Raw genomic sequence first — 12,541 nt, 5'->3', positions numbered from 1 at the left:
GAAGTTGTTGGAATGTCGGGCTGCGGCAGAGTCAAAGCCTGTTTTTGAAATAAAAATGAAACAAAATTTCGTATATATTTTAAGATGTTCCAACAACTCCTATTATACAGGAGTTGCCCATGATATTGAAGCCATTTTGTACAATATCAATCAGGTAAATTTCCTGAAAATGATACCTATAAAAGAAGACCGGTTCAACTAGTCTTCTTTTATTGCATTTAATGACATCATTCAAACTCTTGGGTTTGAAAATCAGGTGAAAGGTCAGAACAGAAGGGAAAAGGGGCGATACAAATAATTGGGATCAATTCAAAGAATTGTCAGTAAGCTATTCTGACCGTGATGAATACCTTCTGCGTTGTTTAACCTTTCACGGAGAATAAGTAATATAATACAATGAAACATATAGAAAACATAAAAAAACTATTTTCAAAAGACTTTGTAGAAAGTCCTTTATTGGAAAGTTTTGAAATCGGGAAAATCTATCTTTCCAGTGGGAAACTGGTTGCATGTGATCCTCTGATCACCAATGATATGATTCCGTTTTCTACCGAATTCCCGAAAGGGGATTTTTCTGTGACGCTACACAAAGAAAGGGAAAGCAATTGTGTGGCCTATGCCGAAATTATCTTTAGCCATTCTGAAATTAAAGAATGGAAACTGGCAACCACCAACGGGCAGAATATAAAAGAACTGGCTGATGGAGAGGTCTTTGGTTATCCCGTTGAAAGTGGAATGGGCTGCTTTATGGATGTAGAAACACAGCAGAGTCTTAATGACCTTGAGCAGAGGTTATACGAAAATAAAGGCGGAGATTTTATGGGAATTTATGAAGAATTTTTCCATGGACATTTCTTTGATGAAAACGGAGCGATTGACCAGTACGCATTTTTAAAACCTTCAGAAACACATCCCGGAACTATACTTGCTTTTGAGACAGGATACGGTGAAGGATTCTATGCCAGCTACATTGGTTATGATAAAGATCAATCACCCGTGAAGATAATAACTGAATTTATTGAAATTAGTTAAGTAAAATTATTTATTTTTATACAGAATTTTCATTCATTATAAATTGTAAAACTAATGTCAAAAACACAATGAATTTCTCATCAGAACAACCCAAAATTATTGTTGTAGGCAGTTCTTCGATAGATCTTGTCCTGGAAACAGAAAAGCTTCCCTTACCGAATGAAACCGTTTTAGCTGTAAATTCAGATAGCTATTTCGGAGGAAAAGGAGCAAATCAGGCAGTAGGTACATCAAGGCTCGGAGCGAGTGTTTATTTCATAGGCTGTGTAGGAATGGATCCTCTGGGGCAACAGATCATGAGAAACCTTGTGAGCGAGAATGTCAATGTGGGTTTTGTTCATGAAACGGATAAAGAAGCGACAGGAACGGCATATGTGACAACCAGCAACGGAAATGCCGCGATTGTGGTGGTGCCTGCAGCCAATAAATATCTTAATAAATCTCATATTGACGAAGCGGATAAGTATTTTTACAGTGCTGATCTTGTTCTCGTGCAGCTTGAAGTATCGATGGAGGTAGTGGAATACACCGTTAAAAAAGCCAAAAGACATGGTAAAAAAGTAGGTTTGTATGCTTCTCCTGCGATGAGGGTCAGTGATGATGTTTTAGCCAATGTTGATTTTATTGTAGCAAAAAGCAGCGAACTGTATATCATCTTTGGGCAAGAGAAAAGAGAAGAAGTTCTTACCAAATACTTCAACAAGGTGTTTGTAAGGGATGATACCAATTCAACGATCTATTTTGACGGTACAGAGATGAAGTATTACAGAAATGATAAAGATGAAACCGTTTATAAAATGGGAATGGGAGACGCATTTACTTCAGGATTTGCAATAGCACTCTGCCATGGGAATACCATTGAAGATTGTGTGAAATTCGGAAATGAAGTTTCGTCAAGGGTTTCCAGAGGAAAAGGATCTCAGACAGGGCTGCCCAGAATCTCAGATTTCCTTTCTTAAAGCTATTTACGGCATATCAAAAGTTTAAAACTTAACATAAAAATATACCTAAAATGTTCACTTTTATAGTGGACATTTTCTTTTAAGATATGGAAAAACTAATACTTACCACAGAAGATCATGCATTATTAGCCGTTCATCTTTTCCGGCCAGAAAAAAGTAACGGTAAATTCCTGCTGATTAACTCTGCAACAGGAGTAAAGCAACAGGTGTATTTTTCTTTCGCCAGCTATTTTTCTCAACAGGGCTTTACTGTGATTACTTATGACTACCGGGGAATCGGACTCTCGAAGCCGAAGGATATGAGGGGGTTCCACGGGTCTATGAGGATTTGGGGATCCAGAGATTATAAAGCCGTAACTCAATATATCAGAACAGAATTTCCCGATTATAAAAAATATTGCCTTGGCCATTCTGTAGGAGCATTGATTTTAGGAATGAACAAGGATTCCGAAATGTTCGATGAATTTATTTTTGTAGGTACACAGAATGCTTTCGTAGGAAACCTGAAATTGAGAACCAAAATTGAAGCTTATCTGGGCTTTGGAATCGTTCAGCCGTTAACTACTTCATTGTTAGGATATTTCCCGGCAAATTGGTTTGGACTTGGAGAAAGTCTTCCAAAAAATTGTGCATATGACTGGAGAACCTTAATTTTAAACAAGAAATCAACCAACAGGCTGTTGGAAAAAATTGATGATTATTCTAAAAATTTGACACAAAAAGTATTTGTAATTCGTGCCGAAGATGATGTATGGCTTACAGAAAAGGGAGTGCTCAGCTTACTGAACAATACCTATCCTAATCTGAAACCTACCTACAGACTTATAAAAACCTCGGAATCTGTGAAAAAAGAGATCGGCCACGTTAATTTTTTTAGAAGTTATAACCACAAACTTTGGGATATTATTTTAAATGAACTGATAGATAAATGAAAAGTACGATTAACAACACGGTAGAATTTGTAAAAGAAAAACTGGAAGGCGCAGAAGCAGGACATGACTGGTTTCATATTGAAAGAGTGTGGAAGCTGGCCCGAAAAATTGCCGAAACAGAAAATTGCGACAAAGATGTGGTAGAATTATCTGCACTTCTTCACGATATTGCCGATCCTAAATTTCACAATGGTGACGAAACTATAGCCCCAAAAATATCCCGCGAGTTTCTTGAAAAGCAGAATGTAACCAATGAAACCATCGAAAAGGTTTTGTTTGTCATTGAAAATATTTCATTTAAAAACAGAGATCAGGCTCCGGTAAATCCGCCTATTGAACTTCAGATTGTACAGGATGCAGACCGAATTGATGCCATTGGAGCTATCGGAATTGCCAGAACGTTTAATTTTGGAGGGTTTAAAAACAATCCGATGTATGACCCTGCAGCGAAGCCTGACCTGAATATGTCCAAGGAACAATATAAAAAGTCTAATGGTACTACGATCAACCATTTCTACGAAAAATTATTGCTTCTGAAAAATCTTATGAATACAGAGCATGGAAAAAAAATGGCGGAAGAAAGGCATGACTATATGCTGAATTTCCTCGATCAGTTTTATAAAGAGTGGAATGTAGATTAATCTTCCCACTCAATTCTGAAATCAGTATCTTTGCCGTATGGAATTTTTCATCGTTGTTATCTTTTGGACTTGTGTGCTTTCCCTGATTTTATATAAGGTTAAATCGGGAAGGATAGCAAAATGGGCAAAATTGTTTCGGATCCTGACGCTTGTTTTTTCAATCTCGTTTTTTGCGTATTGGTTTATCAAAAAAAGTGCTGTTGCATTTGTGGATAATTCTGTAGGACTTCAGGTGGTGAACAAACTTCCTCAGGCCCTTGATTTTTATCTCATCAATGTAGATAAGGTGGATAAAAGTACTACACTTATTCCTAAACATATTGGTAAAATACGCCCGGAATATTATAGAGTAGAATATCTGAAAATGGATAAGTCTGATGAGTACTGGATCGTCGGCTATCTCGGCAAAAAGAACCTCGTCTACTTTTCGCAGCATGCAGTTCCCAACAAGAATATTGATCAGATTGTAGAAGTACAGAATTATATCAACCAGAGTATGAAACTTTCTGACGCTGCCAAAAAACAAGTCGATGCATATAATTATGAGAATACAAAACTGGGAATCTGGATTACCCTCGATTTTCTGCTTTTATTTCTTAATCTGGTATTGCTTCTGAGAAAAAACAAATAGTGATATAAGATAAAAAATCAATGGGTAAGAGATGATATCTTACCCATTGGCTGTATTGCGTTAATGATAATTCAGGATCAGCATCATCTGTTCTTTGCAGTCTTCCGGACAGCCTTATCATGCCTAATGTATGTTTTTTTGATGTGAAAAGGATTTTTTACTGTAAAATCAACAGTTTAAAATCGGTTTGATTATCTTTTTTAGATAATTTTCTATTTTGTATTAAAAAAGTGTACCGGTGTTTTCCGTAGCCATTTGTGGAATATGCAAATCTGTTTTCCATTCCTCGTTCAATTTTTTGATAAAGTAAGCTGATAACAGCGGTGACGCTTTTTCGATATTCTGGTGTACAAAGAAATAAAGATTCTGAAGCCCTTGCTTTTTCCATTGGGTGAGGTGTTTCAGCCAATCATCCAGCCTTTCATAGTCACTCTCTGCATTAGCTCCTACATACCTGATAAACGCATTGGGAGTCGTAAGGCGCATATGCAGCATATCTCTTCTTCCCGCTGTATCTACAATGATGTTGGTAATATGATGGGCTTCGAAAAGTTCACATGTTGTATTGAGAATTTCTTCGTCAGTAAACCATTCGGTATTTCTGAGTTCTATAGCTAGCGGAACTTCCTTAGGCCATTCTTTTACAAATTTTTCCAGCCTGTCATAATCTTTGGGTTTAAAGTTATCATGAAGCTGAAGAAAAGCCATTCCCAGTTTTTCATCGAAATTCATGACAGCCGATGCAAAATGGGTAACCGGATCTGTCACGTCAATTAACCTTCTGAAATGAGAAACCGTATTGGTGATTTTGGGGAAAAATTTGAAATTCTCCGGAGTTTTTTCCTTCCATGTTTTGACCTGATCCGGGGTTGGCATTCCGTAGAAAGTAGCATTCAGTTCAATAGAGTTGAATTGAGTTGCATAATAGGTCAGTTCATCTTTGGTTCCTTTAGGATAAAAACCTTTAAGATCCGTTTTATTCCACTTGGCACATCCGATAGAGATATTTTCAAGACCTTTTTTATTAAGGTTTAAAATTTCTTTGGTTTTAGAATGATCTTTGGGTAGGGTAAAATCTATTTTTGACGGGTCTTCTACTTGTCCGAATTTCATATCTGTAATTTTGTAGTGTTAAACAATAAACACAAATATAAACCAAAAAAATCATAGAAAGTTCTATGATTTTTATCGAAAACAATTGTATTAAGTCTTTTTATTTTGTGATGATTTTTTCTGTAACCTGATTTTTATTTGTTATAACCCTGTATAGGAGAATCTGCGTTCACAAAAAGAATATCTTTTACAGCGTTGGGAAAAAAACGGATTTTCTTTCCTGTGATTCCCGGTGTGAGGGCCCGTGTGCTTTCCCTACAGTTGGTCGTAAATGTGATATCAGGATACATCATCTGAACCTCATCTATCTGTCATCCACACAAACCGATAAGCCGGAGTTATTATTGTTAAAATCAACTAAATCTTCCGTTGAGCCGTTTCTTAAGTTCACGCATGTGAAATTCGCCATATTCCATAACGAAACTCCCTGCAATTGTGATGAACCGGAAAAGTTGAGGTGAGTAATCTGGGGACAATTATTAAAAAGACATTTCTTACATTACCGCTAGGAGAGGTATTCAGCTGGTTGATCAGCGGTAAAGATGCCAATGGTAATAAATATGTGGGAAAAAATGTCGAAAACTCCTCTGGTATTGATATTAAGTTTTTTTTAAGGAAATGTTAAACATCCTGTTACATAATATTAATTTTATGTTACCACACTTCATATTTAGTACATCTACTTTTACGGCAGGTTTTAGTAATAAAAAATATGAAGAAAAAATTGATCTGTGCTTTTGCCTTATTATCGTTTGGGTTTGCATTTTCACAGGAAACCAGTTCTAAAATTTTTGGAAGATTAAAGGGGATTTCGTCTGAAGTCACTGTAAAGGTAGTACACGTGCCTACCAATAGTACTTTTGAGACGAAAAGTAACAGTAAAGGACAGTTTAGTCTGGATAACCTTCAGCCGGGTGGTCCTTACAAGATCGAGGTCCTGGATGGTTCAAAGGTGATCTATGAAAATACCAATTTACAGCTGTCTTTAGGAAATAACGATCTACCTTTGGTAGATTTGGGGAGTAAGGAAAAGACAATCGATGAAGTGAAAATAACATCTAAAAAGACTGCGGTAAAGAATGGTGTGGGAATCACTCAGGCTCAGATATCAGGGCTTCCTAATATCAACAGGGGGATTCAGGATGTTACCAAATTGGTGCCTCAGAGCGCCAATAACTCTTTTAACGGAACAAATTTCCGTTATAATAATGTTACGATTGATGGTTCTATAAATAATGATGCCATTGGGTTCAGTCCTTCGTTAGGAGGGCAGACGGGAACCTCCGGGATGCCTGGTAGCAGTACGCGCTCCAACTCGATAAGTCTGGATGCTATTCAGGATGTACAGGTTTATATTGCTCCTTATGACGTAAAGCTGGGAAATTTTCTCGGAGGAAGTATCAACGCGGTGACCAGAAGCGGAAGTAATGATATTACGGGATCTATGTATGTGTACGGAAGGAATGCTGTGATTACCGGGAATAACAGGGTAGGAGATCATTCAAAAATGCCCAAGGATTTCTCAGATTTTATCTATGGTGGAAGAGTTGGCTTGCCGGTGGTGAGAGACAAGGTGTTTTTATTTACCAATCTCGAATATACAAAGAGAACAGATCCTGTTTTTTATAACGCCAGTGATCCCAATGCATTGGTAAACCAGACCGTAGCACAACAGATTTCAGATTTTGTACAAAACAAATATGGCTTTAACGTTGGTAGTTTTAATCAGTACAATAATTTCTCTGAAAGCGCCAAGCTTTTCAACAAGTTAGATTGGAAAATTAATGATAAACATACCTTATCCATTAAAAATAATACAGTATTTTCCCAGGCTTCCAACCTGGAAAGGGATGGCGCCAATTTCAGATTTGCCAGTATGGATTTCGTCCAGAAAAATACTGCGTCTACTACCACACTTGAGTTGAAAAGCCGTTTCAATGATAAATGGAGCAATAGTTTTGTGGCAGGGTATTCTTCTATTCATGATTACAGAGATCCTACCTCAGGAAATGCGATGTTTCCGCAGGTCGAAATCAGTTATAACGGCGGAACTATTCTGTTGGGTAATGACAGGGAAGCAACTGTTTTCAACATGAAACAGAAAACATTCGAAATTACCGACAACCTTACTTATAAAACAGGAAACCATACTTTCTTATTGGGAACTCATAATGAACTGTATAATATCAATTACGGTTTTGTCAATGCTTTAAACGGAAGAATATCTTATAAAAGTTTGAATGATTTTTATAACGGTACTCCTTCCAGAATAAGAGGAACCTATCCTTTTAACGGAGACAGCAGACAGACTCTTTTTGATAATCCTTATGCCCAGTATAAAGTCAATCTCCTTTCATTATACCTGCAGGATGAGATCAATTGGGGAAGGGTAAGACTTTCTCCGGGAATCAGGGTAGATTATACCGATTTGCCTAATAAACCGCAGCTGAGCCCGTTGGTAAACAATTCTCCACAAGATCCTAATTTTGGGAACACTTATACCTATACGCCCTTAAGCCAGTTAACCAATACGTATCTTAATAAACCGACTATCTCTCCAAGACTAGGGTTTACCATTGATGTTACCGAAGACAGATCAATGGTTCTGAGAGGTGGCTCGGGTATTTTTGTAGGAAGAATTCCATTTGCATGGCTTGGATATGCGTATTACAATGACGGGGTAGGTTTTGGAAGCTACGATTATAATGCACCCACAGCTGCTCAGATTGCTGCCAACGGAGACCCGCTGATAGGTTCCAATTTTGCGAACTGGCAGAATTCTTCCAAGGTACAGGTAGACCTTATTGATAATAATTTTAAAATGCCGAGAGTATGGAGAAGTTCCCTTGCATTTGATTATAACTTACAAGGATATAAATTTACTTTGGAAGGAATTTATACAAAAGTACTGTACGACTTAAAATTCCAGCAGGTTAATAAAACGGATAATGTGACCTATTACAGCTATGATGTGAATCATGAGATGCCGATCTATACCACCAATATCAACAGTAAGTTTTCTAATGCTTACCTCCTGTCCAATACAAAAGAAGGATACCGCTATAACCTGACAGCGCAGTTGTCAAAATCATATAACTTCGGATTCAATTTCTTTGTTGCGTATACCTATGGGGATGCTAAAGATATTACCAACGGGATCAGAAACTCTATGGAAAGCAACTGGCAAATGAACCAGTCATTAACTCCTAATGATCCTAAGCTGACAACTTCCAACTTTGCCATCAAAAACAGGGTAGTGGCAAATCTGGGATATGCCTTTAATATTTCTAAATCGAACAGGTTGTACACCAATGTATATTTCAATGCACAATCAGGAAATCCTTTCACGTGGGGATTTGTCAACAGTACCATTGCTAATACGGGACAAGCGGCAGGTCTGTCTTATATTTTTAAAGATGCCGCTGAAGCAGCCAAATACATCGTTCCCATCAAAGACGGAACAGGAAATGTTTTGGTAAGTGCCCAGCAACAGATTGCTGATTATGAAAATTTTGTCAACAATAATGATTATTTAAAATCCAGAAGAGGAAAATTTACCGAGAGAAACGGAGATGTTACCCCTTGGAATATTCAGGCTGATATCAGAATAATGGACGAAATCAAATTGAGTGAAAAATCTAAAAATACACTACAGATTTCGTTAAGTATTATCAACTTTACCAACCTGCTGAATAAAGACTGGGGAAAAGTGTATTTTGTACCTAATACATTCAACTCTACGGCAAGTGTAGGATTGACTAAAGTAGGAAACGTAGCTGCAGGTCAACCATCAGCGGGTGATCCTACCTATAACTTTAAAACACCGGGATTGCCATATACTATCGATCAGTTTGCCTCCAGATTCCAGGCGCAGCTGGGGATAAGATATAATTTTTAATACTTTATTTACTTTACTTCGATATAATTCTTTTTCAAGGTCCGGATTTTCTTTCCGGGCCTTTTCTATGGCAATAATTTTTTATCCTGGTAACTGTAAAAGTAGTACAATTTTCTTAGGGATAAAGCCGGCCGGTTAAGAAAATAAAAAAGCACACCTTTCGGTATGCCTTTAATAATATAGCGTGTTTATTACTTGAGTCTAAGCCTCACAGCTTGAACATGACACAAAGTTCACCATCATTTCTTTTGAAACAGAAGAACTTCTTTGGTAATACAATGTTTTTACTCCTTTTTTCCAGGCTTCAATATACAGGTAATTCACATCTTTTACAGGCATTGTAGAAGGAATCTGAAGATTCAGTGATTGTGCCTGGTCTATATATTGTTGTCTCTGTGCAGCCTGAGAAATGATCTCCATCGGAGAAATCTCCTTGAATGTTTTGAATACTGCCTTTTCTTCAGGAGTCAGTTCATTCAGGTGCTGTACGGAACCGTGGTTCAACATGATGGTTCTCCATGTTTCTTCGTTGTCCAATCCTTTTTCTTCCAATAATTTTGCAAGGTATTTGTTTTTACGCATAAAGTTTCCTTTAGCAAGACCTGCTTTATAGTAGTTGGAAGAGAAAGGCTCAATTCCCGGAGAGGTTTGTCCTAAGATGGCAGAACTTGAAGTGGTAGGAGCAATAGCCATGGTCGTGGTATTTCTCAGTCCGTATCCTTTCAATACCTCAGGTTCTCCGTATATGTTGGCAAGCTCTCTTGAAGCCTGTTCAGCTTGTTCTTTGATATGTCTGAATGCTCTTGCATTGAATTGGGTTGCTTCAAAACTTTCAAAAGGGATCATATTTTTCTGTAAATAAGAATGGTATCCTAAAACTCCTAATCCAAGAGCTCTGTGACGCATAGCGAAGTTTCTTGCTCCCTGAAGGTAATAGTTTCCTTCTGTCTTATCAATAAATTCTGATAAAACAGCGTCAAGGAAATACACAGCTAATTTTACAGCATCTGTATCTTTCCACTCATCATACAACTCAAGGTTCATTGACGAAAGGCAACAGATGAAAGATTCTTCCATAGTGGATGGAAGCATAATTTCTGAACAAAGGTTACTTGCATTCACCGTCATTCCTAAATCTTTATAAACCTGTGGCTTATTTCTGTTAACGTTATCTGTAAAGAAAATATATGGAAGACCTTTTTGCTGGCGGCTTTCTAAAACTCTTGCCCAAACTTTACGTTTTTCCATATCACCGTCGATCATGTCCTGCATCCAGTAATCCGGAACACATACCCCTGTAAACAGGTTCTGAATAGGGCTTCCGATATCTTTGATGGATAAAAATTCTTCAATATCTCCGTGGTCAATATCTAAATAAGCAGCAAAAGCACCTCTTCTTACGCCTCCCTGAGATACAACATCCATTGCGGTATCAAAAAGTTTCATAAACGATACGGCTCCCGAAGATTTTCCATTGTCAGTAACTGCAGTACCTCTGTTTCTTAATTCTCCGAAATATCCTGAAGTTCCTCCACCAATTTTTGTCTGCATAATTACTTCACCCATTTTGTGAGTAATACCTTCAATACTGTCAGGAATGTGGGTGTTAAAACATGAGATAGGAAGACCTCTTTGCGTTCCCATATTAGCCCATACGGGAGATGAGAAACTGATCCATCCCTTAGTGATCATTTCTTTAAAAGCCGGTTGAAGCTCAGGTTTATACAGTCTTTTTGCAGCTGCAGTGGTAATTCTGTCGATAGCCCCGTCTACCGTTTCCCCTTTCAACAGATACCCTCTGTTCAGCATTTGCTCAGACTCCTCGTTGAGCCACCATATATTTGAATTTTGCTCTTCCATAGATGTTATATTTTCGAATTCCGGAATGGGATCATCACTCCGGAATTTTGTTTTTTTATATTATTGATTGTAAAATTTCTACTTTGTGGGAACCATTGAGCCCACTTTCATCTCTTAATCTTTGAAACTCCTTAAAAGATGGTTTATTCAAAACTTCATGCTGAACTTCTTCATTGATGTAGTTTGAATAGTGCAAAAATGTAACGCCGTCTTCTTTTGTATACACTTTATATTCAAAGGTTGATTGATCCAGGTTTTTAAAATCATCCAGGAACTTTTGAATATTAGCTTTATTAGCTGGAACAAATTCAGGTTTTACCGTATAGGTTACGATTACATTAATCATTTTTGTGTTTATTTTTATTTAAACATGTCATTTTGAGAAATGAAGAATGCTGTATGATTCCTTTATTTGTTCAGAACGACAAAACGCTAATACTATATGTTTCGACGCTCGCTTCGCTCGCGCCTTTTCTCTTAGAATAAATCGTTTGCAGTGATACTCTTATCGTGTTTCGTATAATCTACAGGTCTTTTGGCAAAGAAATCATCCAATGAATTTGCGAATACTTCTTCCTCGAACCATACCATTGGTCTGTATTGCTCAGGAGTGATGTTGTATCTTGTTTTCATATTGATTTTCTTTAAACTGTCGTCTACACGGTACTTCATGAAGTTCAACAGGTCTTCTTTAGACACATTGTCGATTTCACCCAATTCAAAGATCCAGCTAAGGATGTCACCTTCTCTTGCGATAGATTCATCTACCAGCGTGTAGATATCTTCAATATCGCTGTCTGTTAAAAGATCAGGTTGTTCTTCACGGATTTTATTGATCAGGTAGATTCCTGCATTGGCGTGAATCTGCTCATCTACAGAAGTCCATGCGATGATATTGGAAACATTTTTCATGAATCCTTTAAATCTTGTGAAAGAAAGAATGATGGCAAATTGAGAGAAAAGAGAAACGTTTTCTACCAGGATACTGAAAAGTAACAGTGCAGAAACATATTCTTTGGGAGTTGCTGAATTGGCATGTTTTAAGGCATTTCCAAGAAACTCGATTCTGCCTTTTACGGCAGGAATTTCAATGACGTTAAGGAACTCGTCATTATATCCCAATACCTCTAATAAACGGGAATATGCTTCAGAATGACGGAACTCGCATTCTGCAAAAGTAGATCCTAATCCATTAAATTCCGGTTTTGGAAGGTGGTTATATAAATTTCCCCAGAATGTCTTTACAGACACCTCGATCTGTGCAATGGCCAACAGCGCATTTTTCACAGCGTTCTTCTCATGCGGTTCCAACTGCGAATGAAAATCTTGTACATCTGCAGTAAAGTCCACTTCCGAATGTACCCAGAATGATTTGTTGATTGCTTCTACAAATTGCAGCACCTCCGGGTATTCAAATGGCTTATAACTTACTCTCTTATCAAAAATTCCCATATTAAAATATCTTTATAATT

The 12,541-nt window shown here is 37.4% G+C and carries 12 protein-coding genes; 7 read left to right on the top strand and 5 right to left on the bottom strand.

What is annotated here, in order from left to right; translation table 11 throughout:
* The first annotated feature begins 55 nt into the window (after window positions 1–55).
* The 6 genes from M030_RS0117280 (at window position 56) to M030_RS0117255 (ending at window position 4,198) form a co-directional block, all read left to right on the top strand.
* Window positions 56–202: a hypothetical protein gene (locus M030_RS0117280; protein WP_155860270.1), complete on the top strand. Its 147-nt coding sequence runs from the start codon at window positions 56–58 to the stop codon at window positions 200–202.
* A 194-nt stretch (window positions 203–396) separates the two neighbouring features.
* Window positions 397–1,032 (top strand): DUF4241 domain-containing protein, encoded by a 636-nt coding sequence (locus M030_RS0117275; protein ID WP_027374645.1) that lies wholly within the window; start codon window positions 397–399, stop codon window positions 1,030–1,032.
* A gap of 68 nt (window positions 1,033–1,100) precedes the next feature.
* The gene (locus tag M030_RS0117270) at window positions 1,101–1,991 is read left to right on the top strand and encodes a ribokinase (protein ID WP_027374644.1); all 891 of its coding nucleotides are present in this window, start codon (window positions 1,101–1,103) and stop codon (window positions 1,989–1,991) included.
* 89 nt (window positions 1,992–2,080) lie between these two features.
* A complete protein-coding gene (locus M030_RS0117265; RefSeq protein WP_027374643.1) occupies window positions 2,081–2,926 on the top strand; it encodes an alpha/beta fold hydrolase in 846 nt (281 codons plus the stop codon).
* Window positions 2,923–3,567, top strand: coding sequence for an HD domain-containing protein (locus M030_RS0117260; RefSeq protein ID WP_027374642.1), 645 nt, complete (start codon window positions 2,923–2,925; stop codon window positions 3,565–3,567). The genes M030_RS0117265 and M030_RS0117260 overlap by 4 nt, the downstream gene beginning before the upstream one ends.
* A 37-nt stretch (window positions 3,568–3,604) precedes the next feature.
* A complete protein-coding gene (locus M030_RS0117255) occupies window positions 3,605–4,198 on the top strand; it encodes a hypothetical protein (protein ID WP_027374641.1) in 594 nt (197 codons plus the stop codon).
* A gap of 222 nt (window positions 4,199–4,420) precedes the next feature.
* Here M030_RS0117255 and M030_RS0117250 read toward each other — a convergent pair whose 3' ends face one another.
* Together M030_RS0117250 and M030_RS25620 are read right to left on the bottom strand one after the other, a co-directional pair.
* On the bottom strand, window positions 4,421–5,311 hold the full coding sequence (locus tag M030_RS0117250; protein ID WP_027374640.1) for a DUF72 domain-containing protein: 891 nt from the start codon (window positions 5,309–5,311) through the stop codon (window positions 4,421–4,423).
* 134 nt (window positions 5,312–5,445) lie between these two features.
* Window positions 5,446–5,604 carry a hypothetical protein gene (locus M030_RS25620; RefSeq protein ID WP_155860269.1) on the bottom strand — a complete coding sequence of 53 codons (159 nt, stop codon included), beginning with the start codon at window positions 5,602–5,604 and terminating at the stop codon, window positions 5,446–5,448.
* Window positions 5,605–6,023: 419 nt separating this feature from the next.
* Between M030_RS25620 and M030_RS0117235 the strand changes: the two genes are divergently transcribed.
* Window positions 6,024–9,209 (top strand): TonB-dependent receptor, encoded by a 3,186-nt coding sequence (locus M030_RS0117235; protein ID WP_027374639.1) that lies wholly within the window; start codon window positions 6,024–6,026, stop codon window positions 9,207–9,209.
* 201 nt (window positions 9,210–9,410) lie between these two features.
* Here M030_RS0117235 and M030_RS0117230 read toward each other — a convergent pair whose 3' ends face one another.
* From M030_RS0117230 to M030_RS0117220, 3 genes are all read right to left on the bottom strand, one after another.
* Window positions 9,411–11,069 (bottom strand): ribonucleoside-diphosphate reductase subunit alpha, encoded by a 1,659-nt coding sequence (locus M030_RS0117230; protein ID WP_027374638.1) that lies wholly within the window; start codon window positions 11,067–11,069, stop codon window positions 9,411–9,413.
* Between the two features lie 55 nt (window positions 11,070–11,124).
* Entirely contained in the window at window positions 11,125–11,415 is a 291-nt protein-coding gene (locus tag M030_RS0117225) for a hypothetical protein (RefSeq protein ID WP_027374637.1), read from the bottom strand.
* A gap of 131 nt (window positions 11,416–11,546) precedes the next feature.
* Entirely contained in the window at window positions 11,547–12,521 is a 975-nt protein-coding gene (locus M030_RS0117220) for a ribonucleotide-diphosphate reductase subunit beta (protein ID WP_027374636.1), read from the bottom strand.
* Window positions 12,522–12,541: the final 20 nt, after the last annotated feature.

The sequence above is a fragment of the Chryseobacterium sp. UNC8MFCol genome (assembly GCF_000482305.1).
Taxonomy (GTDB): Bacteria; Bacteroidota; Bacteroidia; order Flavobacteriales; family Weeksellaceae; genus Chryseobacterium; species Chryseobacterium indologenes.
The sequence above is the reverse complement of the archived record's forward strand: the minus strand, read 5'-3'. Positions and strand labels throughout refer to the sequence as shown.